The following is a 24,945-nucleotide window of genomic DNA, read 5'->3' on the forward strand; positions in this document are numbered from 1 at the left end:
GGCACCGATGCCCGAGACGCTCAAACTGAAGCTGCAGACCATCGCGCCCGACCAGGCGCAGAAACATATCCCGGTCAACGAGGCGCTGCACCGGCTGGACGCTTTGGTGCAGCTTGCCGTGCTCGACCGCGATCTCGCCGTGCCGCCGGCGGCACCCGCCGAAGGCGACCGCTACATTCCGGCCGCCAGCGCTTCCGGCGCATGGCTGGGCTGGGATCTCAACATCGCGCTCTTCGCCGATGGCGCTTGGACCAAGATCGTTCCCCGCCAGGGCTGGCTCTGCTTCGTCGCCGACGAGGGGCTGCTGCTGGTCCATTCCGGCACCGCCTGGCGCGAAACGGCGGCGGTCGGCACCACCATCGTCTCGGAAAGCCCGAATGGCGCCCGCAACGTACTGGCGGTCGCCGAGACGTTGGTCTCGGGGCTGGCCGGGGCCTTTGCTGACACCGCGATTTCGATCCCGAACCGCGCCATCGTCTTTTGCGTCTCGACCCGCACCGTCACCGCCATCACCGGTGCGGCCTCCTACGATTGCGGGCTGGCCGGCGAGCGTTCGAAATTCGGCGGCTCGCTGGGCATCGCCGCCGGTTCGAACAATGCCGGTGTCATCGGCCCGACCGCGTTTTATGCCGACACGCCGGTCCGGCTTTCGGCCAATGGCGGCAATTTCACCGGCGGCGCCGTGCGCGTCGCTATCCACTACATCCTGCCGAGGGTGCCGCAGACATGACCGAATGAACGGGTGGCCAGCGCCGAGGCGCTGGCAGCGGGCCGATCGCCAAACCAGTCCCGCCTGACGATGATCCGAGATAACCGCCACACCCGCTGCCCGGCCGGGCAGGACAAGAGTGGCCGATTCTCGAAAGCACTGAAATGAGCCTTGAAGATGAGTTTATGGCGGTCGAAACGGTGCAGCCGCCGGCGCCCTATATCGGCGGCAAGCGCCGCCTTGCGGCACACATCGCTGCACGGATTGCCGCTATTCCACATCGTACCTATGCCGAGGTTTTTGTCGGCATGGGTGGCGTCTTCTTTCGTCGACGCCACCGGCCACGGTCCGAGGTGATCAACGACCGCAGCGGCGAGGTGGCGAACCTGTTCCGCATCCTGCAGCGGCACTATCCGCAGTTCTTGGACACGCTCCGCTTCCAGATCACCGGCCGCAAGGAATTCGAGCGGCTGAAGGTGTCCGATCCGGCGACGCTGACCGATCTAGAGCGGGCCGGCCGTTTTCTCTACCTTCAGCGGATCGCCTTTGGCGGCAAGGTTTCCGGCCGAAATTTTGGTGTCGATCCGGGTTCGGGAGGTGCCTTCAACCTGTCGCGTCTGGAGCCGCTTCTGGCCGACGTGCATGAGCGCCTCGCCGGCGTGGTCATCGAATGCTTGGATTGGCTGGAATTCATCGAGCGTTACGACCGAGCGGAGACGCTGTTTTACCTTGATCCACCCTATTTCGGCTCAGAAGGCGACTACGGCCGCGATCTGTTCGACCGTGAGCAATTTGGGTTGATGGCTGAGCGGCTGGCGCGCCTGAAAGGTCGCTTCCTGCTCTCCATCAACGACGTGTCCGAGATCCGCACTGCCTTCGCTGGCTTTGCTTTTGAAGGGGTGGAACTCGCCTATTCGGTCGGCGGTGGCCGACGCACCAAACGGGCACGGGAGCTGATTATCTCGAGATAGCGCAGGACACTGTGTCGCGTGGTCGAGTTACCAACGATGGAGAGATCCAAACTCCAACATTATGTTGATTTCACACAGTTTACCTGCCAGCGATGAGTGTCGATTTGTAGGGGGGAACGATGCCTATAGGCGGACACTTACTCGATGTCCTTAACGGATACGCGTTGGCGAAGAACGAGACATTTGAGGGCCATGCCCTCGCGCAAAAAATTCGCGTTGAATTGCCAAAATCAATTCGTGCTGCATTGCCAGGCGAGGATTTGTTGCTCTTGATCAAGGGCAGTGCGGGACAGGGAGCCTGGGCGCGAGGGCCTTGGGCTGCCATCTTCGACCGCCTAGTTACTAACAGTGCGCAACGTGGTTTCTATCCAGTCTATCTGTTCGCTGAGGACATGAAAGGCGTCTACCTAAGCCTCAACCAGGCTATGACCGAGGCGAAGAAGCGCTATCGCGCTGATGCCAAGACAGCACTACGTGCTAGGGCCGAGAATTTCCGTGCGATGCTTGGGTCCAATATCCAGCCGTTTGATGCAAACGCGATCAACCTCGCTCCCAGTAGCGTCAGCAATGACACGGCATTTTACGAAGCCGGCAATATTTGCTCGGTCTATTATCCTGCTGACAAAATTCCTGCTGAATCTGCGTTGGTCAGGGATCTCGTAAGAGTCTTAGACCTCTACCGGATTTTGATTGAAGCGGGCGCTGGTGACGAACAAAACGGGCAGGAAGAGCTCGAAATTTTCTTCGAAGGAGATGGTCGAGCAAGGACACATCTGAGGATTGAGCGGAACCGAAAATTGGTTGCCAGAGTGAAGAAGCTCAAAGGCTGTCGTTGTGAAGCATGCGACATGAGTTTCTCAGAACGCTACGGAGAGCTAGGGGTGGACTTTATCGAGGCCCATCATCTGGTGCCGTTCTCTCAATTGAAAGGGAACGCCATTCCCTTAGATCCCGTCGCCGACTTCGCTGTTCTTTGCGCCAATTGCCACAGGATGGTTCATCGAATGAAGGATATAGCCGACATCAATGGGTTACGCGCTGCTCTTCAAACCAACAAGGCTTGAGCGTGAGCTCCTTGTTCCATCATTTGAACTTTTGGAGACGGGTACTCTCGTCGATTTCTGCACCAGCGAAGCGAATTTGTCGCGGATCTCTGCTTTGCGGATGTCTGGTGCAAGATGGCCATAGGTACGGCTGACCGTGTCGATGTTAGCGTGGCCGAGCTGTTCGGCAACGACGATCAGCGGCGTGCCGTCCTGGACAAGTTGGCTAGCATAGGTGTGGCGCAAGCCATGGAAACAGAAATCCTCCGGCAATTCAGCGTCAAAGACAGCGCGTTTGAAGCCTGGACGATGGTTGGTGTACCATTGCCTGCCGTCTTTTCGCACGAATAGCAGGTCGTTGGGTTTCTTGCCGGCCGCTAATTTTTGGAAGAAGGCGAGCCCCTCATCGGGCAACATCACCACCCGCGGGCGGTAGCATTTGACAGGTGTGACATAGACGCCTGCACCGTCGCGACCGAAATGCGATGCCTGCATGTTGAGCAATTCCTTGATGCGGCACCCGGTGTAGAGCGCACCCAGAACCAGGGTTCGCAAATCCGGCGCGCAGTGTTCGAGCAGCCGGAAGCATTCCGGTCGGCTGAGATGCAACATGCGCGGTCGGTCGACATTGTTCAGCCGGCGTATGCAACGCCAGGGACGATCCGATTCTATATAGCTGTTTTCCCAAGCCATCAGCAGCGCCATACGCAGCACTCCGATCAGCGTGTTGGTCGTCTTCCTGCGTTTCCTAAGTTCCTCCTCCGACATGGCCTCGATCGGTCGCCGTGGCTTGAGCGGCTGGTTTCCCCTTTTAGGCGGTGTCTCGAGAACATCCTTGATGAAAAACCGCAGTCGTTCGGAATTCATGTCTTTCGCGGGAAGAGAAAACAGCCGCGGCACGAAGTGGAGGTTGATCAGGGTGACAAGGGCGACAAAATGCGAGCGCGCGGCAACCACGCGCTTCCACTCGATGTAGTCGCTCAAGGCACGTCCTATTGTGTAGACATCGCCGATCGGAGAGGCTTTCAGAAAGTCGATGGAGCCGATTGGCCTGGCGTCGGTGGCCAGGTGTTTGAAGGGGTTCGCCGCGAACCATTCCTGGGCAGCCTCGCAAGCGGCTTCGAACGAAAGCCCTTGGTCGCCAATGTCCGGATTGTCTTCGGTGAAGGCAAGCCGGTGTTGTTGATAGCTTGCATCCTTCAGTCTGATCTTGGCGACCCAATGGGTCGCGCCGGAGCGATATTTTTGGTAGCCGACGGCGCGGCCATACTCCAAAGTCTGCCAATAGGGTGCGTAACGCCCGCGTAAAGATTGACGCAGTTCGACGTCCGACAGATCAAAGCCGAAGACGGTTTTTCCAGCCATGCTCGCATCCCAGCGCCTATCGTGGTCGGACAATGGCATTGTAGGGTGACAATATGACGAGCCCGTCTGATGCACTGCATGCGGTAATGGTGGCCCGGTTGAGGGCGTTGGACATGATGCCGGTTGCGGTTGCAGAGGCGAGGCCGCGCGAGGAGCCGAGGGAATTTCCCTATGCTTCGATCGGTGTCACCGCTGCCGACGAGGATGGCGGCAGCGTCAGTTTGCTGGCCACCGTCCACTTCTGGGATCGTTCGGGCGACGCATCCACCAGAAAACTGCTCAAGAAAATCCAATCCGCCTTCGTCGAACCGCCGACGGTTGACGGCTACGAATTCGTCACCTGGGCGCCGGACTACTCTGAAATCAGGGCAGAAGACGAGTATTCGGCCTTCCACGGGTTGGCGCGGTTCAGCGCCCAGATCCAACGAAGGCCTGATTGGCAGCAAGAGTCAGCTGTCTGATCCACACCCAGCGCTGGCCGGTGACAATGTCTCCAGCAACAGGAGGCAAAAATGAACCGCTTTGAAATCTCGATCTTTGGAGTTCGGCTCATCGCGCGCGGTTATGCAGGCATTGTCGGCGCCATCATCGTCACCGCCATGCTTCTGGCCTATGCCGTGGGTTCGACATGAGGTGTTGCGATGGCGGCGATCGGCTGCGCTCAACACAGTGCCTTGGCTGCCTTAGTGTCGGCCGGGGATTGAACCGAACAGGAACTCCGCGTGAAGACGCTTTGGGTGTTGGTCATAGCATGGGCGAGCGTAGCGCCAGCGGCGTCCATGCCCGTTTGTTCTGGAGGGCATCGGGTCAATTGCGTCGTGGACGGCGATACATTCTGGTGGCGCGGCAAGAAGTACCGCATCGCCGATATCGATGCGCCCGAGACGGATGCATCCTGCGAGGCCGAGAGGCGGCTGGCGGCAGAAGCAACATCGAAGTTGAAGGATCTGCTGGCGAATGACTTCGCCGTCGAGCCTACAGGCCGGTTCGATCGCTACGGGCGGCGGTTGGTGATCGTAAAGATCGACAACAAAAGTGTTGGCGAGACTTTGATAGCAGCTGGACTGGCGCGCCGTTGGCAGGGACGCAAGGAACATTGGTGCCCTGCACCTTGAACGGGCTTTCAATCCGCTTTCAACACATTCCGAATTGATGCCAAATGAAGTTGCGCGATCCTGCCAAGTGAAGTTGCGCGCTACAGAACGGGCCTTCAACCGGCTTTCAAAGCATTCTGAATTGATGCCAAGTGAAGTTGCGCGCTGCAAAACCAAGAAAACCATGGGGAAAAAGCGCGAGCGGAATGGTGGGCGATGTAGGGATTGAACCTACGACCCCACCCGTGTGAAGGGTGTGCTCTCCCGCTGAGCTAATCGCCCGCTCCGTGCCCGAAGGCCAAGCGCGCCGCGATATAAGGGAGGCCGTGGTCGGAAGTCAACCGTCCCAACCATGCTTCCACGGCAGGAAAGCATGATGCGGCAAAAGATTTTTCAGCGCGCCGCCGCGATCAGTTTTTCAACGAGGCCCAGCGTCAGTTCATCGAAGTGCGAGATGATCGCCGAAGGCTCGAATTCGCGGACATGGCGGTCGGTGTAACCGAAGTCGACGGCCACGACGGGAATGCCCGCCGCCTTGGCGGTGTCGATGTCGGTCTGCGAATCGCCGACCATGACGGCGCGCTCGGGATCGCCGCCGGCCATGGCGATGGTTTCGAGCAGATGGCGTGGGTCCGGCTTGCGGAAGGCGAAGGTGTCCTGGCCGGCGATGGCCGAAAAATGCCGCTTGAGGCCCAGCGCTTCGATCAGCGCCAGCGAATTCGCCTCGTATTTGTTGGTGCAGACGGCAAGCGCGTAACCTGCGCTCTCCAGCCGGTCGATCGCCTCGACGACGCCGGGATAGGGCAGGGACTTGCCGGGGATGTTCCCGGTGTAGTGGGTCATGAACAGGCCGAGCAGGCGGTCGAGCTCTTCGGACTTCAGCGCCTTTTGCTGCGCGGCATAGGCCCGTTCGATCATGACGCGCCCGCCCTGGCCGACGAAGCGCTTGAAGCCGGCATAATCGACGCTCGCCATCGCGCCCGCCACCAGGCTGTGGTTCAGGCTGTCGAGCAGGTCCGGAGCGGTGTCGACGAGCGTGCCGTCGAGGTCGAACACGATGATAGGGCGCTTCATGATCCGTTCCGTGGCTGTTTGCGCCAACGGCCTAACCGTTCGGCCGGTTCGAGGCAAGCCGCGTGGCCTTGTCCGCGCTAGTGGGCCGCGACCAGATGGCCGTCGCCGATATCCCGCAGGTCGAGTTTCGCCGGCGGATCGCCGACCCGGCGCACCGGACTGGCGATCTCGCTGTGCAGCCTGGCGAAACGGGGACGACGGCGCGCCGGATCGGGCACCGGAACCGCCTCGATCAGCCGCCTCGTGTAAGGATGGCGCGGATTGGCGAAAATCTGGTCGCGCGTGCCCATCTCGACGATCTGGCCGAGATACATCACCGCCACGCGATCGGAGATGTTTTCGACAACCGCCATGTCGTGGGAAATGAACAGATAGGCGACGCCGAACTCGTTCTGCAGTTCCTTCAGCAATTGCAGCACACGCGCCTGCACCGAAACGTCGAGCGCCGAGACGCTTTCGTCGGCGATGATCAGCTTCGGCCGCAGCGCCAAGGCGCGCGCGATGCAGATGCGCTGGCGCTGGCCGCCCGAAAATTCGTGCGGATAACGCTCCATCTGGTCGGCGGACAGGCCGACGCGCTCGAACAGGGCGGCGACGCGGTCCGTGCGCTCTTTCGGCGTGCCGATGTTATGGATGAGCAGCGGTTCCGCCACCAGTTCGCCGACGCGCATACGCGGGTCGAGCGAAGCGTAGGGATCCTGGAAGATCATCTGGATGTCGCGGCGCACCGCCTTGCGTTCGTCGCGGCCGAGGCCGGCGAGATTGCGTTCGCCGACGGCGATGTCGCCGCTATAGGGCAGGAGGCCGGCCAGCGCCTTGGCGGTGGTGGACTTGCCGCAGCCGGATTCGCCGACCAGCGACAGCGTCTCGTTCGGAGCGATCGAGAAGGAGACGCCTTCCACGGCATGGACGCGGCGGGTGACGCGCCCGAAGAAGCCGCCATGCAGGTCGAAGCGCACATGCAGGTCGCGCACTTGGGCGACAGCAGCAGGTTTCGCCGGTTCGGCCGGCTTGGCAGCCGCATTGGCGCGCCCGGTGCCCATCTTCGGCACGGCGGCGAGCAGTTCGCGTGTATAATCGACCTGGGGGCGCTCGAAGATATCGGCGACGCTGCCTTGCTCGACCATACGGCCGTTGCGCATGATGATGACCCGGTTGGCCATTTCGGCGACGACGCCCATGTCGTGGGTGATCAAGATGACGGCGGTGCCTTGTTCGCGCTGCAGGTCGCGCAAAAGCTCCAGAACCTCGCCCTGCACGGTGACATCGAGCGCGGTGGTCGGCTCGTCGGCGATCAGCACGTCGGGTTTGAGTGCCAGCGCCATGGCGATCATCACGCGCTGGCGCATGCCGCCGGACAGTTCGTGCGGGAACTGCTTCAGCCGGCTCTCGGCCTCGGGGATGCGTACCGCCTTCAGCGCCTCGATGGCGCTGGCGCGGGCTTCGCTGCCGCTCAAATCGGTATGCGCTTCGATTGCCTCGATCAGCTGGCGCCCGATCGAGAGGACCGGGTTGAGCGAGGTCATCGGCTCCTGGAAGATCATGGCGACGCGGTTGCCGCGAATGGCCTGCATGCGCCTTTCGCCCAAGGTGGTGAGCTCAAGGTCGCCGAGGCGGATCGAGCCGGCCGAGACACGCGCCTGCGGCTGCGGCAACAACCCCATCACGGCAAGCGAGGTCATCGACTTGCCGGAGCCGGATTCGCCGGCGATGCACAGCGTCTCGCCGCGAGCGAGCGAGAAAGAAAGATCGGCGACGACGGCCCGCTCGCCATCGTCACCGCGCACCGAGACGGTCAGGCCGGAAACGGTTAGCACCGGTCCGCCTGTGTCCGGCTGAGGCGCGGCCGGGGCCGCGCCTGGCTTTGTGCCGGCAGCTGCGGTCATTCGAACACGCAGCGCGGGAAGTAGAACGACACCACCCAGTTCGGCATGTCGACGATCTCGCTGATCCTGAGGTCGCCGCAGACCGAAACCAGCATGTAGGCGTCGACCGGATCCATCTGGTAGCGCGCGGCAAGCAGGTCGACCATCTGGGCGACGGCTTCCTTGGCGCCGGTCATCAGGTCCGGGCCGATGCCGGTCGTCACCTCATAGCCCTTGGCATCGAGATGGCGTGTCACCGGGCCCGGCGTGGTGAAGCGCGGCGTCTTCAGCCGCGCGTCCTTGACCAGATCGAGCGTGAGCACGACATCCATCGGGCTTTCGATCGCCGTGCCGCAGACCTCGCCGTCGCCCTGGGCGGCGTGAGTGTCACCGACCGAGAACAGCGCGCCCGCCACTTCCACCGGGAGGTAGAGCGTGGTGCCGGCGGCAAGGTCGCGGATGTCGAGATTGCCGCCGACGCGGCGCGGCGGCACCACCGAATGCAGACCCTTTTCCGCCGGGGCGTTGCCGATCGTTCCGGCGAACGGCTTGAGCGGCACCCGACCGTTCTTGCCGAACAACGCCGGTTCCAGCGATGTCGGGTCGTATTTCCAGATGGCGAGCGCCGGCTCCTTGAAGTCATCCGCGAGCAGGCCGAAGCCTGGAATGTTCGCCGTCCAGCCGAAGCCGGACGGTTTGAACTGCTCGATGGTGATCTTCAGCGCGTCGCCAGGCTCGGCGCCGTCGACATAGATCGGCCCGGTCACCGGGTTGATCTTGCCGAAGTCGAGCTTGGCGATGTCGGCGACCGTGCTGTCGGGCTGCAACTGGCCGCCGGACGAATCCAGGCAGTTGAACTCGATGGTCGTGCCCGGCTTCACCCGCTCGGCCGGGACAAACGAATTGTCCCAGCCGAAGTGATGATGGCGCCCGTGGATGGTGTAGTTGCAGTTATTGCACATCGTTTACATACACATAGTCGTAGTTGATCGGGATATGGACCGGGTCGACATAGAGCTTGTCGTCGCCGCCCATGCGCGGGGAGCGCATGGTGAAGCGCTGCTCGTTGAAGACCGGCGCCCAGGGCGCGTCTTCCATGACCTTGGAGTAGATTTCGCCCCACAGCTTGTAGCGCTCGTCGGCCTTGGCCGGATCGACGATGGAATCGGCTTTCGCCGCCTTGGCGTCGAGGTCCTTGTTGCAATACCAGGCCCAGTTCCAGCCGCCGGCGACGGCGCCGCCGCAGCCGAGGATCGGGCCGTAGAAGTTCGACGGATCGGGGAAGTCGGCGATCCACGCCATGCCGCCCGACCAGATCATCGGCGCGCCGGCCTTGTCGCCACCGGCGGCGATGACATTGGCCTGCGCCAGCGACTGGATCGAAGCCTTGATGCCGATGGCGGCCAGATCCTGCTGGATCGCCTGGGCGATGCGCGGGTTCGGGTCGGTGTTCATGACGAAGAGCTGCGTTTCGAAACCGTCCGGGTGGCCGGCTTCGGCGAGCAGCGCCTTGGCCTTGGCGACATCGTATTTATAACCGGCGAAACTCTTGTCGTAGCCCGGCATCGACGGCGGCAATGGCTGGTTGGCCGGCACCGCGCGGTTGTTGATGATCTTGACGACGCGTTCCTTGTTGATGGCCATGTTGACGGCCTGGCGCACCTTCACATTGTCGAAGGGAGCCATGGTGGTGTTCATGGTGACGTAGCCGGTCTGCAACTGGCCGCCTTCGACGACGCGTGCCTTCTGGGCGGGGTCTGCCATCACTTCCTGGAACTTGGCCGGCGGGATGCCGTCGCCGGGCACGTCGACCTCGCCCTTCTGCAGGCGCAGCAGCGCCACGATCGGCTCCTGGCCGATTTCGAAGGTGATCTTGTCGAGATAAGGCAGGCCCTTGTGCCAGTAGTCGGGGTTGCGCTCGAAGACGAGGCGCTGGCCGAGCGTCCATTCGGCGAGCTTGTAGGCACCGGTGCCGACAGGATGCTTGCCGAAATCGGCGCCGTATTTCTCCACCTCTTCCTTCGGCACGACATGGCTGAAATTGATCGCCATCACATGCAGGAAGGTGGCATCGGGCCGCGACAGCTCGATCTTGACGGTCGAAGGATCGACGACGGTAACACCCGCCAGGCCGGTCGCCTTGCCGGCGGCGACATCCTCGTAACCCTTGATCGAGGCGAAGAAGCCGGCACCCGGGCTCTGGGTCTTCGGGTTGGTGACACGGTCGAGCGAATATTTCACGTCGTCGGCCGTCATTTCGCGGCCATTGTGGAATTTCACGCCCTTGCGCAGCTTGAAGGTGAAGGTGGTGCCGTCCGGCGAGATCTCGTAGCTCTCGGCGAGCTCCGGCCGCAGCTTGGTGGTGCCGGGCTCGTAGTCCATCAGCCCGTCGAACAGGCTCTTGATCATCGACCAGTTCTGCCAGTCGTAGCCGATGGCCGGGTCGAGCGTGGCGACATCGTCCTTGTAGGTGATGGTGATGGCGCCGCCCTGCTTGGCGTTCGGGTCGAGCTTCTCCTCGGCGGAGGCCGGCGCAAGGCCGAGCATCAGCGCCAGCGCCGACGCTGCTACGGTTGAGGCCAGGTATTTTCTCATGTGAGGTTCCCTTCTTCTTGGTTGTGGGTTGCTAAGGTCAGCGCAATTTGATGCGCGGATCGATGAATGGGGCGACGATGTCGGCGAGCAGATTGCCGAGCACGATGGCGCAGGCTGAAACCAGCGTCACACCCATGATGATCGGGATGTCGACGCGCTGGATCGCCTGCCAGGCGAGCTGGCCGATGCCGGGCCAGCCGAACACGCTCTCCACCACGACGATGCCGCTCATGAACAGGCCGATGTCGATGCCGATCATGGCGACGACCGGCAGGATGGCATTGGGCAGCGCATGGCGGAACAGGATGGCGCCGCGGGCCAGGCCCTTGGCGCGGGCGGTGCGGATATAATCCTGGCGCAGCACGTCGATCATCGATGAGCGCATCATGCGCGAATACCAGCCAGCGCCGAGTATGCCGAGCGTCAGCGATGGCAGCACCATATGCCGCCAGGTGCCGTAACCGCCGATCGGGAACCAGCCGAGCTGGACGGCGAAGACATAAAGCAGCAACAGGCCGACCACGAACTGCGGCGCCGATACGCCGATGAAGGAGCCGACCATCAGCGTCTGGTCGGTGACGCTGCCGCGCTTCACTGCGGCGATCAGGCCCATGGTCAGTCCGAGCGCCACTTCGCACAGGATGGCGCCGACCATCAAAAGCAGGCTGGCCGGCAGCCGCGCGACGATCAGTTCGGTGACCTCCGAGCGCTGAATATAGGAGCGGCCGAGATCGCCGGAGACGAGATTGGTGAGGTAGCGCCAGTATTGCACGACGAAAGGCTGGTCGAGGCCGAGCTGCTGGCGGATGCTTTCCACCGTCTGCGGCGTGGCGCTGCGCCCGGCGATCTGCCGCACGGGATCGGCCGGCAACAGGTAGAGCAGGGCGAAGGTGATGATGGAAACGCCAAGCAGGATGAGGACAGCCTGCATCAGGCGGCGGGTGAGATAGGCGATCATGCCCGCCCCCTCTGGGTGGGGTCGAGAATGTCGCGCAGTGCGTCGCCGACCAGGTTGAAAGCGAGCGCCAGCGCCAGGATCGCCGCGCCCGGGAAGAAGACCAGCCAGGGAGCGGCCTGGAAGTAGGTCTGGTTCTCGAAGATGATGTTGCCCCACGAGGCCGTGGGCGGCTGCACGCCGATGCCGAGATAAGACAGCGTGGCTTCCAGAAGCACGGTGGTCGAGATGCCGAGCGTGCCCCAGACGATGATGGTGGGCAGAAGATGCGGCAGGATGTGGCGGAACAGGATGCGCGGCGTGCTGGCGCCGATGGTGCGCTCGGCGTCGATGAATTCGCGCTCGGCCAGAGAACTGGTTTCGGTGAAGACGACACGCGCCGTCTGCACCCAGTTCACCAGCGCGATCACCATGGCGACGATCCACAGGCTGGGCTGGAAGACGGCGGCCAGGCAGATGGCGAGCAGAAGTGCGGGGAAAGCCATCATCAGGTCGGTGAAACGCATCAGCGCGCCGCCGATCCAGCCGCGGAAATAGCCGGCGGTAACCCCGACCAGCGTGCCGATGATCAAGGCCGCGCCATTGGCGACGACGCCGATGATGAGCGAGGTGCGCGCGCCGTAGAGGATACGGGTCAACAGGTCGCGGCCGAGCAGGTCCGTGCCCAGCCAGAAAGCGGCGTTGGGCGGCAGCGGTGAGCCTTCCAGCGTCAGGCCGTCGAACAGCTGTTCGTTGGGATTATAGGCGGTCAGCCACGGCGCGAAGACAGCGCCGGCGACGGTGAGGGCGATGATGATGAGGCCGATGACGGCGAGCGGCCGCTTCAACAGCCGGCCGAGCACGCCGGCGCGACGTTTTGCAATCACGGGCGCGGCGAGCGGCGCGTCAGGCGCGATGGGACTGGTCAACGCCGCCCTCCTGTTCGGTCATGGCGACAACGCGCCGGGCAGCTTCTTCAAGGGTAACCTGCCAGCTCATGGCGAGCGAACGCAGCTGCGCATAGGCACGCTCGTCGTCGATGCCCTGGCTGGTCAGTGCGGCGACGGCGCGCACGATGGTCTGGCGCTCGGCGACGCGGGCTTGCAACGTGGCGATCTCATCGGCGAGCTGGCGCCGCGCGGCGAAACTCTGGCGCGCGATCAACAGCGCTGAATAGACGCCCGAATTGCCGACGGGCTTCAGAAGCTGGGCGTCGGCATTGTGCGACAATGCCCATTCGATGCGGCCCGGCGCTTCGGAGCCGATCAGCGCGATGATCGGCATCGGCGCTTCGCCGGGCGCCCATGGGAACTGCTCGTCGAAACCGAGGTCGACGTCGAAGAAGACGAAGTCGGCGCCGAGCGCCTCCGGCGGCAGTTCCGGCCAGCAATCGGTGGCGGCCAGGCCGATGGCGGAAAGCTGGCGCATGATGGCGGTCAGGTTTGCATGCGGCCGATGCAACACGAAGGCCTTGGCGCCGCCGAGAATGGGAATGCGGGCGGCGCGTTTCATGACACCACCTTCAGCTTGCGGCCGCCGAAGACCTTGGCACGGTCGTAACGCGACAGGTAAGGATCGGGCGCGACTGCCTTAGTGGTGCTGACTTTTTCAAAACCGTCGCCGGCGATGCGGCCGATCTCGACGGGCAGGGTGGCATGCTGGGTCTGCGGATCGATGCTGATCGCGCCGAACGGCGTTTCGAAGCTGCGGCGCGTGAAGGCGGCGGCCAGGTCGCTCCCGCCGTTGCCGTTCTCGGACGCCAGGATTGCGGCAAGGACCTTGACCGAGGCATAGGCCGAAGCCTGGAACGACGAGGGCCGTGTTACAGCATCTTGTCCCTGCGACATCAGCCACGGCTCCCTGACCGAGGCGTCGTGGAAATAGGGGCCGGCGGAGAGATGGCCGTTGCCGGCCGCGCCGATTGCCGGCAATTCGCATTCGGTCAGGTTGCAGGAGATGATCGGGCAGTGCTGCGGCGTGAAATAGTCATCCTGCCGCAACAGTTCCGCATAGGCCTGGAAGAAGGCGTAGGAGGAAGGGCCGATCAGATTGTTGAGGATGAAATTCGGCCGCGTCGCGCGGATTTCCTCGATGAGCCGCGCCACATCGGTCTCGCCGAGCGGCAGGTAACGTTCGCCCAGAACGCGACCGCCGGCATCGGCGATCAGGTCACGCGCGACCCGGTTGGTCTCCCAGCCCCAGATGTAGTTGGAGCCGGTCAGGAAGCCGTTGGCGCCGAACAGCGGCACGACATGGCCGAGCAGCGGCACCAGATGCTGGTTCGGGCAGGCATGCATGTAGACGACATGCTCGTTGGCCTCGAACCCTTCATAGGGGCAGGCGTACCAGAGTATGCCGTCGGCTTTTTCCAGAGCCGGAATGATCTCCTTGCGGCTCCAGGAGGTGACGCCGCCGATGATGTGGCGGGCGTCGCTGTTGCGCAGGATGTCTTCGGCCAGTGTCGCATAGCGGTCGGCATTGCCTTGCGGGTCGCGTTCGATGGCGATGAATTCGATCGGAGAGGACGGATCGGCATTGATCGCCGCAACCGCCTGCATCGCGCCGCGATGGCAGGCTTCGGAAACGAGACGGTAATTCCCGGAACGGGAATAAAGAATGCCGATCTCGACGCGGCGCTTCGCCAATGCTTCCCCCCAAAACGAAAATGCCCCGCAGCCACCGCGATCGGGCGGGGCATACGAGGCACGCTTGCCGTCCGGCTAACGAGGCCGGTATTTTGTCCCTAAACTATCCTGTGCCGGCCGGCAGTCAAGCGCGAAAGCGCGCAATCCCAATGGAACGGCTTTCGGAAGGCTAATCGAGCCTCACGCAGTCTTTGACGCGATAGGTCGGCTTGTACATCGTGACCAGCTCCTCGGCCGCCGTCGGATGTACGGCCATGGTGCGGTCGAAATCGTCCTTGGTCAGCCCGGCCTTGATCGGGATGCCGAGAAGCTGCGCCATCTCGCCGGCGTCGGGGCCGAGGATATGGGCGCCGAGCACCTTGCGGCTCGCAGCGTCCACCACCAGCTTCATCAGCATCTTCTCCTGACGCCCGGAAAGCGTGTGGCGCATCGGCCGGAACGAGGCGCGGTAAATCTCCAGTTCGGCAAACCGCTTGGCTGCCTCATCCTCGGACAGGCCGACCGTGCCGATCTCGGGCTGCGAGAACACGGCGGTGGCAATCGTCTCGTGGTCGGGCGCGGTCGGGTTGTTCTTGAAGGCGGTCTCGACGAAACACATGGCTTCGTGGATGGCGACGGGTGTCAGCTGGACGCGGTCGGTGACATCGCCAACCGCCCAGATGTTGTCGACATTGGTGCGCGAATAGCGGTCGACGACGATGGCGCCGTTCTTCGCCGTTTTCACGCCCGCCGCCTCCAGGCCGAGATTTTCGGTGTTGGGCTGGCGGCCGATCGCGAGCATGAACTGGTCGACGGTCAGTACTTCGCCGCCGGTCACGCGCACGTCGAGCCGGCCGTCTGGTCGCCGTTCCACTCCTTCGGAAACCGCGTGGGTGAGAATGCGGATACCCTTCGCCTCCATGGTTTCGTGCAGGGCGCGCCGCAGATCCATGTCGAAGCGGCTGAGGATCTCGGCGCCGCGATAGATCAGCGTCGTCTCGACGCCAAGGCCGTGGAAGATGTTGGCGAATTCGACGGCGATGTAGCCGCCGCCGCCGATGGCGATCGCCTTCGGCAGTTCCGCCAGGTGAAAGGCCTCGTTGGAGGTGATGCAATGTTCGTGGCCGGGCAGTGCGCGGTGCTCGGTCGGGCGGCCGCCGGTGGCGATCAGGATCTGGTCGGCGGTGACGGTGCGGTTCTCCGCCTCAAGCCGGATCGTGTGGCGGTCGATCAGCGTGGCACGCGTCTGCAGGGTTTCGCCGCCGGCGCCCTGCACATTCTTGCGGTAGAGACCTTCGAGCCTGGCGATCTCGCGATCCTTGTTGGCGATCAGGGTCGGCCAGTCGAAGCTTGCCTGCGGCACGGTCCAGCCATAGCCAGCCGCGTCCTCGAAATGTTCGGGAAACTGCGAGGCGTAGACGAACAGCTTCTTGGGAACGCAGCCGCGGATGACGCAGGTGCCGCCGAAACGGTATTCCTCGGCGATGCCGACCTTCTTGCCGAGGGCCGCCGCGACGCGGGCCGCGCGCACCCCGCCGGAACCGCCGCCGATGACGAAGAGGTCGTAGTCGTAAGCGCTCATGGCTGGTTCCGGTCCGTTACAGAAAGCGGTCTCAGAGGTAGGCGTCGAATCGCCAAAAGAAAAGCCCGGCTGTCGCCGGGCTCTTGATCCAATCGATTGTCGAAGACGGCGCGATCAGTTGGCGCTGCCATCCGCGGGTGCCGCGCCATCGGCCGGAGCAGCACCATCGGCGGGTGCGGCGCCGTCAGCCGGGGCGGCGGCATTGTTGTCGGCCGGAGCAGGCGCCGGCGCCTTGGCACCAGCGGCCGCCTGAAGCGCTTCGCCAACCTGCATGGCGAGGTCACGGGCGACGCCGTTCTGCCAGATGTCGGCGGCCTTCATCAGTTCGCGCGTGACGATCGGGCCGCTGTCGAGCAGCTTCTTGCCGCTCTCCGACTGGTAGAAGGTGGCGATGCTGTTCAGGTCCTGTTCGGAAAACACCTTGGCGTAGGCGATCGCGGCTTCCTTCTCGAGGTCGGCGCGGCGCGAGGCCAGCGCCAGTGCCTTGGCGTTCACCGTGTTGGTGATCAGTTCCTGCAGGTCGGGGTTCTTCTGGATGAGCTGCGCCTGCAGCGCGGCTGCCGCCTGCGGCAGGATGTTGTCGAACGGGTCGGTCGCGTGGATGGCGGCGACCGCGGCGCGGGCTGCCTTCATGTGCGATTCGGAAACTTCCTGCGCGAAGGACGGCGCGGAAAAAGCGACGATGGCCGTGGCCGCCAGCATGACGGAAAGGCGGCGGACCCGTTTATGCAACATCATGATCGGTAAGACTCCCTTGTTTATCGGGGTGCGTGGACGGTTTCGATGCCATTGGCACCCGCAACCACCGCCACTGACGCCAGCCCGATGAAAAGACCGTGCTCAACCACGCCGGGAATGGCGTGAAGGGCATTGGATAGCGCTCTTGTATTCGGAATGCGGCCAAAAGATGCATCGAGAATGAAATGACCGCCGTCTGTAACAAAAGGCTGGCCTCCCGTCATCCTCAATGTAATCGGCCCCGAAAGGCCGAGTTCAGCAGCCGCGGCCGCGACGGCGATTTCGGTGGCGCGCCGGCCGAAACGATTGACTTCGATGGGCAGCGGAAAGGCGCCAAGCGTTTCGACCAGCTTGGAGCGGTCGGCGATGACGATCATGCGCGCCGAGGCCGCCGCAACGATCTTCTCGCGCAGCAGCGCGCCGCCGCCGCCCTTGATCAGGGTCAGCTCCGGGTCGATCTCGTCGGCGCCATCGATGGTGAGGTCGAGTTCCGGCGTTTCGTCCAGCGTCGTCAGCGGCACGCCAAGCTCGCTGCACAGCGCCGCGGTTCGTTCGGAGGTCGGCACGCCGATGACGGTCATGCCGGTCGCAACCTTCTCGGCCAGCAATCGCACGAATTCTTCCGCGGTCGAGCCGGTGCCAATGCCCAGCCGCATGCCGTCCGTGACATGGGCGAGCGCGGCACGCGCGGCTTCGATCTTCAACTGCCTGGCATCCATGGTCGGAATTCGTCGCTCCGCGCCTTCGTTGCCGGGCTCCTAGCACTTTTGTCCGTCAGTTCAAAGGGCATGGCGGCCATACCCGACCTTGTCCCACATTCCATTCCCGCAACGGCTGGATACAGGGCGCGAAAGGCGCTAGCCGCTTACCGGTGGCGGGCTTCCGGCGGTGAAGGTGGTGCCGTCGAGCAGCCAGCCGAGAAAGGGCGGCCACAATGTCTGCGCGAAGCGCGAGCGGAAGAAGCCGAGATGGCCAACGGCACCGCCGGCATCGCCTGGCGATATCCAGCGCCGCTCGATCGGCGCGCCACTGAAATGACGCATGAACGAGACAACGGCCCGCTCCGTCCCCCACGGATCGTCGGTCATGCGCAGCGACAGGATCGGCGTGCGCACCTCGGCGAAACGCGCGGTCTCGGGCAGGCCGGGGTCGTCGAAGAAATAGTCCGGCATCGCACACCAGCGCGCCCAGTCGCGAAAGACGGTCGCCGGGATCGGTTCGCCGAGCCGCATCCATTTCGGCATGTCGCGAAACAGATAGGAGAGGGGCACGCCGACCAGGAACATGCGCGGACCGGCCCAGCGGTCGTCGAGGCCACGATGGTAACCCGACATCACCGCAACCATGCCGTAGCGCGTGAAGCGAGCGGAAATGCCGCCGAGGCCTAGCGCCTGGCCACCGTAGGATTGACCGACGCCGACCATGGTGTGGCCGGGCGCGACGGCGTCGAGCGTTCTGGCCGCCGCCGGCATGTCCAGCAACGGCCAGTCGGCCATGCCGATGCGCTTCGACCAGTTTTTCGGACGGGCGGAATCGCCGGTTCCGCGATAGTCGTAGATCAAGGCGGCGCGTGCGCCGGCTTTGACCGCTGCCGCTGCGAAAGCGGAATAAAAGCCGCGTGGTACGGCGGTGGCCGAGGAGATCAGCACCAGCGGCTTGTCGCCGTCACCTTCAAAAAGAGTGCCGGTGAGTGGAAAGCCGTCGTCGGCGACGAAAGCGACGTCGCGCCGTCTGACGTCCGCGTCTTGGCGGTTGTCCAGAGACTGAGCCGCGGCAGGGTGGGAGGGCTGCGCCAGGGAAGAGGCCATCGGTCTCGCCTTCCATGCTGAAAGCGGCACGCTACCATTGACGTGAACGTCAAAGTCAAGATGGCGCGCGGTTAGGCCGGATTTGCAAAGGCGCTTGACGTTCAGCGGCGTGTCGTTCCGGGTTTGTATTAAGCCGGGAACTGACGGATCGGCGGATGGCGTTATTTCTGCCTCAGCCGCATGCGCGTGATGCGCAGCCAGCCATCTTCCTGCGGTGGTGTCTTGGCGATGGACCGCACGGGCGGGTTTGCCAGGATTGTGGTGAGTTCGGCCGGCAGTGTCGGCACCAGCGGCTTCTTGGTGGCGATGCCGTCGGCGATCGTCAGCACGCTGTGATAAAACTCTGAGCCGGTCGCCGAGCGCGGCGCGATCGCCTCGTGCATGACGCTGATGACGATGGCGTCGGGACAATTGTCCTTGATCGCCTGATGGAATGCGGTCTTGCCATCGGGGTCGAGCGCGGCGGTCGCCTCGTCGAGGAACAGCAGGCCTGGCTGCTGCAACAGGATGCGGGCGACGATCAGTTTCTGCTTTTGCCCGCCGGACAGGATCTGATCCCAGCTATGGCCTTCGCGGCTGCCTTCGGCCAGATGCTCGATGAATTCACCCAGGCCCGCGTGATGCAGGGCGGCTGCGGCCTTGGTGTCGGAATGATCGTCGGGCGTGTCGGGCAGGCAGACGAGTTCCTTCAACGACACCGGCGGCAGCTTGACTTCCTGGGCTGCGTAGAAGGTTTTCACGCCCTCGGGGAAAACGACGGTGCCGCGGCCATAGGCCCAGAGCCCGTTGATCGCCTTGATCAGCGAGGTCTTGCCGCTGCCGGATTCGCCCTTGAGGAAGGTCCATTCACCGCGCCGGAAGCGCAGGCGTTCGGTGGTCAGGAACGGCGCGGCATCGGCGCCTTTCTGCATCAGTTCCAGATGCTGGATGGTCAGGCCGAACACCGGGTTCTGCTGCGTGTAGCGGAAGTCGGACTGGCCGGTCTGGCGGTAGAATTCAGCCGGCTGCCGCACATTCTCGATCGCCTCGGCCAGTTCGATGACACGGCGGCTGTTGGCGCGCAGCGTGGCGATGGCCGGCATGACGTGGATGAACCAGGAACATTGGCTGATCAGCGAATTCACCAGTTCGGCGCCGGTGATGTAGCCCTTGAGGTCGATCCGGTTGTGGATGAACGGCACCAGACCCGGCGTATAGGCGATGATGCGCGCGCCGACGAAATTGTAGACCAGTTCGAAGGACGAATAGCCGGCATTGACGCGGTTGAGGCGCGACCATGTCTGGTCGATGTCGCTGTAGAGCCGGTCGTGCATGGCTTTCTGCACGTTCTCGCCGCGCGAGGCAGCGACATGGAAGGAACGGCGCAGCAGCGTCGTCAATTCGCCGCGATAGCTGCCTTCTGCCTGCTGCATCCTGACCGACAGGCGCTCGAGCATGCCGCCGAGCTTCATGGCGATCCAGGTGTTGGCCGGCACATAGGCGGCGACGACGACCAGCGCCAGAACCGCGCTGCCATAGTCGCCGAGGAATTCGAGCCCGGCGACTTCGGTGGAGTCGGCGATCAGCTTCTGGCCGACGAAGAACAGGGAGGTGGCAACCGCCAGCACGCCCATGGCGAGGCCGATGGCGCCGCCGGTCATGTCCTTGATCGATTCCTGCACGCGCTGGTCGATATTGTCCGGTGCGCCGGCATCCGAGCTGTGCTGGGCATGGAAATGCGTATGATTGGGGTCGAGCAGCGCTTCGTTGAAGCGGCTGTTCAGCCAGCCGCGCCATTTGCGGTGCAATGTCGCTGAAACCAGCGTGCGGGCGCCGGTGATGACGGCGTCCTTGATCACGACAAGCAGGACCAGCCAGCCGGCATTGGTCAGGAGCGTGGTGAGGGGGCTTGTGTTCGCGGCATCGTGGAAGAAGGCAATCGAATTGACCAGTTCGCCGGACGCTTCGGCAAACCACACACCCGCCTTGCTGGAAAGAGCCGTTAAAAGCGCGATGACCGCGGCCAGTGCCCAGGCTTCCCGCCACCGGTTGGAGAACCAGTAGGCTCGCATAAGGCCCCAGAATCCGCGCATGGAGGAGACCGGCGTCCGGGTTGGCGACGTATCCGCACCGCGGCGCCGCCGTCTCAGCATTGAATGGCTCGGTCTATCGACCCGAATCACTTCCCGCCCAAACCTCTTCAGTTCTGTTACAGAGCGTAACAGCAATTGATCATTTTTCGTTAAAATTATCTCCCGTTTATCACCTGCGGTCTGTGATTGGTTTCACTTGCGTGGCGCATGTGCCACAGTTGCCCATTGGTAAGGCATTGTCCCGGCTGCGAATTGGGTCGGCGATCAATCTTGTCCGGGTCCACCGGTCGGAAATTTCGGGCAGGGCGAATTGAAGCCGGCTCTGGTTTGCTCTCACCATCGCCGCGGCCGGTGTTTGGGGCCGCTAGCGTGGTCCTCGGCCGGCTCGGCAAGAACGTTCCAATCAAGGCGGGAAATGGTCTAGAATAGAAAACCGGCTTCCTGTATGGAGCCGCATCCCTATATGGGGCAAGGCGCGGGCGATCCGTTCCCCGCATGAAAGCGTGTTGGGTAAGACAATGACGAAATGGTCCCCGAATTCCTGGAGAAGCAAGCCGATCCAGCAGGTGCCGGCGTATCCGGACCTTGCCGCGCTGAAGGAGACCGAAGCCCGCCTTGCTACCTTTCCGCCGCTCGTCTTCGCGGGTGAAGCGCGCAAGCTGAAGAAGCAGCTGGCCGCCGTCGCCAATGGCGAGGCCTTCCTTTTGCAGGGCGGCGACTGCGCCGAAAGCTTCGCCGAGCACGGCGCCGACAACATCCGCGACTTCTTCCGCGTGTTCCTGCAGATGGCCGTGGTGTTGACCTTCGCCGGCTCGCAGCCGGTGGTAAAGATCGGCCGCGTTGCCGGCCAATTCGCCAAGCCGCGCTCGTCCGACAACGAAACCAAGGGCGACGTGACCTGGCCGAGCTATCGCGGCGACATCATCAACGGCATCGAGTTCGACGAGAAGTCGCGCGTGCCGGACCCCGCCCGCCAGGAAATGGCCTATCGTCAGTCGGCAGCGACCCTGAACCTTTTGCGCGCTTTCGCGCAGGGCGGCTATGCGAGCCTCGAGAACGTGCATCGCTGGATGCTCGGCTTCGTCGCCGACAGCCCGCAGGCCGAGAAATACGAAGCGCTGGCCAATCGCATCACCGAGACGATGGATTTCATGCGCGCCGTAGGCATCACCTCGGAAAGCAACTTCGCGCTGCGCGAAACAGACTTCTACACCAGCCATGAAGCCCTGCTGCTCGGCTACGAGGAAGCGTTGACCCGCGTCGATTCCACCTCGGGCGACTGGTATGCCACCTCCGGCCACATGATCTGGATCGGCGATCGCACGCGCCAGCCCGATCACGCCCATATCGAATATTGCCGCGGCATCAAGAACCCGCTTGGCCTGAAATGCGGCCCGTCGCTGACGCCGGAAGGGCTGCTCGAATTGATCGACCTGCTCAACCCGGAAAACGAGCCGGGCCGGCTGACGCTGATCGCGCGTTTCGGCTCCGACAAGGCGGCCGAGCATCTGCCGAAGCTGGTGCGCGCGGTGAAGAGCGAAGGCCGCAGCGTCGTCTGGTCATGCGACCCGATGCACGGCAACACCATCACCGCCGCCGGCTACAAGACGCGGCCGTTCGAGCGCATTCTGAAGGAAGTGCAGACCTTCTTCGACGTGCACCAGGCCGAAGGCACCCATGCTGGTGGCATCCACATCGAGATGACCGGCAAGAATGTCACCGAATGCACGGGCGGTGCCCGCGCCATTACGGCGGAAGACCTGCAGGACCGCTACCACACCCATTGCGATCCGCGCCTCAACGCCGATCAGTCGGTCGAACTGGCCTTCCTGGTCTCGGAACTGCTCAAGAAGAGCCATGTCCGCCAGCCGCATACGCAGGCCGCCGAGTAGGCAAGCAGGGTTGATTGGAGACGAGAAAAAGGCGCCGGCTGGATCGGCGCCTTTTTTGTGCGGTCAACCGGCAGACACGTCTTCGTTCACGCTGATGCGCGGCCGCGTCGGACCCGAGCGCGAGTTGGAGCCGCCGCCAGGCGGGGTTCCGCCGGATCGCGGGAACAGGACGTCGAGGGCGGGCGGCTCGCGCAGCCTGAGATAAGAATGCTCGTCGTCTCGCCACAGGCCGATGTCGCGCAACTGCGCGGCGCTCATCCCGTGGAACGCTCCCGAACGATCGATCTGGCGGATGCCGAGCGCATTGCGGCGCCGCGAAAGCCCGAACCACGCGAGCAAAGTCCTCAACAGCGCTTTCATGCCAGGCCTCGAGATTGGGTAAATCCTACGAGGGCAAGATGGTGAGCGCGGGCTGGTCTGACAAAGCGAAATATCGCTATCTGCGATAAAGAATGCTTATGTATCGGCATGAAGCTGCCGCCTATTGCCGCCATTCGGGCCTTTGAGGCTGCCGCCAGGCATCAGAGTTTCACGCGCGCGGCCGAGGAACTCGGCATGACGCAGGCGGCGGTCAGCTATCAGATAAAGCTGCTGGAAGAGCGTATCGGCGTTCCGCTGTTCGTGCGTGAGCCCAGACAGGTCACATTGACGGCGGCCGGCCGCAAGCTGTCGCCGAAGGTTACCGAGGCTCTCGACCTGCTTGGCTCGGCTTTCGTCGAAGTGGTTGAGAAGCCTGATCTTCATCTGATCATATCGGTTCTGCCGACAGTCGCATCCACCTGGCTTGTTCCTCGGCTGTCCTCTTTCCAGGCCGCCAATCCCGAGATCAGGATCAAGGTGCATACCTCGAACGACCTCGTCGACTTCGCCAGGGAAGACATCGACATCATGATCCGGGGCAGCGACAATGTGCTGCCCGAGCATGAGGTTTTCGCGTTGTTTCCGATGGAATATGCGCCGGTCTGCACCGCCGACTTCCGGGAACGGCATTCAATCGTGAACCCTGCCGATCTGCTGAAAATACGCCGGTTCGGCGCACAGAGCTGGTGGGCGTCCTGGCTTGCGGGAGCCGGCGTACAGACCGGCGACGACAATCGCATGGATCTGGTGGTTGGCGTCCAGACCATCGATGTCGCCCTGACCTTGCAGGGACAAGGCGTCGCCATGGTGATGCCAATATTCTTCGCCGATGAAATGAAAAGCGGCCGCCTGATACGGCCTTTCCAGTATGTCGGACGCGACGACCGCAGCTACAGCCTCGTCTATCCGAAATCGCGTCACCGGTCGCGCAAGATCCGGCTGTTCCGCGATTGGGTCATCGCCGAGGCGGAAGCGACGCGATCAGCCTTTGCCGCGATCCCAAATCAGTGAACCGAGCCGGGGGTCGCCTGAAAAGGCCGCCCGGTCGAAACCGATGCGGCGCGGCGGGAATTCGCAGAGCGCCTGCACGCCGGACGCGCCGATGCGCACGCGCCAGGTCTGCCATTCCTGCGGCTGCGATCGTGTGAAGACGCGGCAGCCAAGCAGCGCGACATTGACGCCTTCCGGATCACGCACCGACCGGTAGCGGATCGCCTCGGCGCCGGCCTCCCGCGCGGCCTCGGCCAGTGCTTGGCAAGGCGCGTAGTCGGTCGGGTGGGTCCAGGCGGCTTCGTCCCGGTCGAGCGGCGGGCGGGTGAGGTCGATGGCCTTGCCAGTGGCGTAGCTTATGGAGAAGGCCGTGTATTCGGCGGCGTCGCGCGGCCATGGCGTGTCGAGCGATTCGGCGAAGAACAGCAGCCGGTAGAACGACATTTCCGCCACCGCCGTGGCGATGGTCTCGGCGGCATAATAGACGCCCAGCGTCCTGCCGGCGCGGCGGAAGCGCGACCCGTAGGGGTAGACCGAGCCGTAGCGGAATGGTGTGGCGAGCAGGTAGTGCAGGTGCCGGCATTCCAGCGGGATATGCGGCTTGGTATCCTCGATCAACTCTTCCAGCAGCGCCTGCTCGTCCAGTGTGTCGACGAGTTTCAGGGTCGAGACGTGGTGCTGCGCCTCGACCATGCGCCAGCACTGGCCTTTGAGGCTGACTGCCTCAGACGAGAGCGCGGCGGGCGTCCAGATAGGCGATGACATCGACAAGCCCGGCAATGGTGAGCATTTTTTCCAGCGGCTTGCCGCCAAGCGCGGTGTTGGTGTTGCGCAACCAGGACCGCGCCACCGTCTCGTCGCCCCCGGTAATGGCGTCCAGCGAGCGGAACAGGCGAACGAACAGCACGGCCAGTTCGAACGGCTTGGAACCCTTGTCGAGCAGGAAGTCGTTCTTGCGCATGCGCGAGACCGTGGCCTCGGAGACGCCGATGATCGAGGACAGCGCGCGCGCGGTGACATCGAGCCGCTCGGCGGCACGCAACGTCGCCTTGGTGATGACGGCGTTTTCTTCGGTTCTCGGCGTTATGGCGATCCTGGTCGACATGATTGATCCTTTCTGCAGCAAATATAGTGCAAGAAAGTTCATCAGGAAAGAGGTGGGGCCGGCAAGAATCGACAACTGGCCTTGCGGATGGCCCGCATCGCGCCAGACCCAGGGGTGGGTGGCG

At 63.2% G+C, this 24,945-nt stretch carries 24 protein-coding genes and 1 tRNA gene; 7 read left to right on the forward strand and 18 right to left on the reverse strand.

Annotated features, from left to right (window positions below; genetic code table 11):
* Positions 1-7 precede the first annotated feature (7 nt).
* From FZF13_RS22230 to FZF13_RS22240, 3 genes are all read left to right on the forward strand, one after another.
* Positions 8-730, forward strand: coding sequence for a DUF2793 domain-containing protein (locus FZF13_RS22230; protein WP_024922173.1), 723 nt, complete (start codon positions 8-10; stop codon positions 728-730).
* 143 nt (positions 731-873) lie between these two features.
* Positions 874-1,680, forward strand: a complete 807-nt coding sequence (locus tag FZF13_RS22235; RefSeq protein WP_024922174.1) for a DNA adenine methylase — start codon at positions 874-876, stop codon at positions 1,678-1,680.
* A 164-nt stretch (positions 1,681-1,844) separates the two neighbouring features.
* Positions 1,845-2,744, forward strand: coding sequence for an MrcB family domain-containing protein (locus FZF13_RS22240; RefSeq protein ID WP_161773071.1), 900 nt, complete (start codon positions 1,845-1,847; stop codon positions 2,742-2,744).
* On the opposite strand, the gene FZF13_RS22245 is transcribed toward FZF13_RS22240, so the two are convergent.
* Complete coding sequence (locus tag FZF13_RS22245; RefSeq protein WP_024922176.1) at positions 2,712-4,088, reverse strand: tyrosine-type recombinase/integrase; 1,377 nt, start codon at positions 4,086-4,088, stop codon at positions 2,712-2,714. The genes FZF13_RS22240 and FZF13_RS22245 overlap by 33 nt on opposite strands.
* Before the next feature lie 53 nt (positions 4,089-4,141).
* Here FZF13_RS22245 and FZF13_RS22250 point away from each other — a divergent pair, with 53 nt between their 5' ends.
* Together FZF13_RS22250 and FZF13_RS22255 are read left to right on the forward strand one after the other, a co-directional pair.
* On the forward strand, positions 4,142-4,549 hold the full coding sequence (locus FZF13_RS22250; protein ID WP_036254738.1) for a hypothetical protein: 408 nt from the start codon (positions 4,142-4,144) through the stop codon (positions 4,547-4,549).
* Positions 4,550-4,810: 261 nt separating this feature from the next.
* Entirely contained in the window at positions 4,811-5,203 is a 393-nt protein-coding gene (locus tag FZF13_RS22255) for a thermonuclease family protein (protein WP_024922178.1), read from the forward strand.
* Positions 5,204-5,389: 186 nt separating this feature from the next.
* Here FZF13_RS22255 and FZF13_RS22260 read toward each other — a convergent pair.
* The 14 genes from FZF13_RS22260 to FZF13_RS22325 form a co-directional block, all read right to left on the reverse strand.
* Positions 5,390-5,464, reverse strand: a tRNA-Val gene (locus FZF13_RS22260).
* 111 nt (positions 5,465-5,575) lie between these two features.
* Entirely contained in the window at positions 5,576-6,256 is a 681-nt protein-coding gene (locus FZF13_RS22265; RefSeq protein ID WP_024922179.1) for a phosphoglycolate phosphatase, read from the reverse strand.
* Positions 6,257-6,333: 77 nt separating this feature from the next.
* A complete protein-coding gene (locus FZF13_RS22270; RefSeq protein ID WP_024922180.1) occupies positions 6,334-8,142 on the reverse strand; it encodes an ABC transporter ATP-binding protein in 1,809 nt (602 codons plus the stop codon).
* Positions 8,139-9,083: an acetamidase/formamidase family protein gene (locus FZF13_RS22275; protein WP_024922181.1), complete on the reverse strand. Its 945-nt coding sequence runs from the start codon at positions 9,081-9,083 to the stop codon at positions 8,139-8,141. Before FZF13_RS22275 ends, FZF13_RS22270 begins: the two co-directional genes overlap by 4 nt.
* The gene (locus tag FZF13_RS22280) at positions 9,073-10,716 is read right to left on the reverse strand and encodes an ABC transporter substrate-binding protein (RefSeq protein ID WP_024922182.1); all 1,644 of its coding nucleotides are present in this window, start codon (positions 10,714-10,716) and stop codon (positions 9,073-9,075) included. The genes FZF13_RS22275 and FZF13_RS22280 overlap by 11 nt, the downstream gene beginning before the upstream one ends.
* A 37-nt stretch (positions 10,717-10,753) precedes the next feature.
* Complete coding sequence (locus FZF13_RS22285) at positions 10,754-11,674, reverse strand: ABC transporter permease (protein ID WP_024922183.1); 921 nt, start codon at positions 11,672-11,674, stop codon at positions 10,754-10,756.
* Positions 11,671-12,579: an ABC transporter permease gene (locus FZF13_RS22290; protein ID WP_024922184.1), complete on the reverse strand. Its 909-nt coding sequence runs from the start codon at positions 12,577-12,579 to the stop codon at positions 11,671-11,673. The genes FZF13_RS22285 and FZF13_RS22290 overlap by 4 nt, the downstream gene beginning before the upstream one ends.
* Positions 12,557-13,162, reverse strand: coding sequence for an ANTAR domain-containing response regulator (locus FZF13_RS22295; protein WP_024922185.1), 606 nt, complete (start codon positions 13,160-13,162; stop codon positions 12,557-12,559). Before FZF13_RS22295 ends, FZF13_RS22290 begins: the two co-directional genes overlap by 23 nt.
* On the reverse strand, positions 13,159-14,295 hold the full coding sequence (locus FZF13_RS22300; protein ID WP_024922186.1) for a transporter substrate-binding protein: 1,137 nt from the start codon (positions 14,293-14,295) through the stop codon (positions 13,159-13,161). The genes FZF13_RS22295 and FZF13_RS22300 overlap by 4 nt, the downstream gene beginning before the upstream one ends.
* 169 nt (positions 14,296-14,464) lie before the next feature.
* Entirely contained in the window at positions 14,465-15,856 is a 1,392-nt protein-coding gene (gene gor / locus FZF13_RS22305; RefSeq protein WP_024922187.1) for a glutathione-disulfide reductase, read from the reverse strand.
* Between the two features lie 114 nt (positions 15,857-15,970).
* A complete protein-coding gene (locus FZF13_RS22310; RefSeq protein WP_024922188.1) occupies positions 15,971-16,594 on the reverse strand; it encodes a DUF2059 domain-containing protein in 624 nt (207 codons plus the stop codon).
* A gap of 20 nt (positions 16,595-16,614) precedes the next feature.
* The gene (gene rpiA / locus FZF13_RS22315) at positions 16,615-17,313 is read right to left on the reverse strand and encodes a ribose-5-phosphate isomerase RpiA (RefSeq protein WP_024922189.1); all 699 of its coding nucleotides are present in this window, start codon (positions 17,311-17,313) and stop codon (positions 16,615-16,617) included.
* Between the two features lie 138 nt (positions 17,314-17,451).
* Positions 17,452-18,354 carry an alpha/beta hydrolase family protein gene (locus FZF13_RS22320; RefSeq protein WP_051504837.1) on the reverse strand — a complete coding sequence of 301 codons (903 nt, stop codon included), beginning with the start codon at positions 18,352-18,354 and terminating at the stop codon, positions 17,452-17,454.
* Between the two features lie 209 nt (positions 18,355-18,563).
* Complete coding sequence (locus FZF13_RS22325; protein ID WP_024922191.1) at positions 18,564-20,474, reverse strand: ABC transporter ATP-binding protein/permease; 1,911 nt, start codon at positions 20,472-20,474, stop codon at positions 18,564-18,566.
* 518 nt (positions 20,475-20,992) lie between these two features.
* Here FZF13_RS22325 and FZF13_RS22330 point away from each other — a divergent pair.
* A complete protein-coding gene (locus FZF13_RS22330) occupies positions 20,993-22,366 on the forward strand; it encodes a class II 3-deoxy-7-phosphoheptulonate synthase (protein ID WP_024922192.1) in 1,374 nt (457 codons plus the stop codon).
* A gap of 63 nt (positions 22,367-22,429) precedes the next feature.
* On the opposite strand, the gene FZF13_RS22335 is transcribed toward FZF13_RS22330, so the two are convergent.
* Positions 22,430-22,726: a hypothetical protein gene (locus FZF13_RS22335; protein ID WP_024922193.1), complete on the reverse strand. Its 297-nt coding sequence runs from the start codon at positions 22,724-22,726 to the stop codon at positions 22,430-22,432.
* 108 nt (positions 22,727-22,834) lie between these two features.
* Here FZF13_RS22335 and FZF13_RS22340 point away from each other — a divergent pair, with 108 nt between their 5' ends.
* On the forward strand, positions 22,835-23,737 hold the full coding sequence (locus FZF13_RS22340; protein WP_036254733.1) for a LysR substrate-binding domain-containing protein: 903 nt from the start codon (positions 22,835-22,837) through the stop codon (positions 23,735-23,737).
* On the opposite strand, the gene FZF13_RS22345 is transcribed toward FZF13_RS22340, so the two are convergent.
* Together FZF13_RS22345 and FZF13_RS22350 are read right to left on the reverse strand one after the other, a co-directional pair.
* The gene (locus tag FZF13_RS22345) at positions 23,708-24,481 is read right to left on the reverse strand and encodes an RES family NAD+ phosphorylase (protein WP_036254732.1); all 774 of its coding nucleotides are present in this window, start codon (positions 24,479-24,481) and stop codon (positions 23,708-23,710) included. The genes FZF13_RS22340 and FZF13_RS22345 overlap by 30 nt on opposite strands.
* Positions 24,441-24,821, reverse strand: a complete 381-nt coding sequence (locus FZF13_RS22350) for an MbcA/ParS/Xre antitoxin family protein (RefSeq protein WP_024922196.1) — start codon at positions 24,819-24,821, stop codon at positions 24,441-24,443. The genes FZF13_RS22345 and FZF13_RS22350 overlap by 41 nt, the downstream gene beginning before the upstream one ends.
* Between the last annotated feature and the right edge of the window lie 124 nt (positions 24,822-24,945).

It is taken from the genome of Mesorhizobium terrae, assembly GCF_008727715.1.
Taxonomy (GTDB): domain Bacteria; phylum Pseudomonadota; class Alphaproteobacteria; order Rhizobiales; family Rhizobiaceae; genus Mesorhizobium; species Mesorhizobium terrae.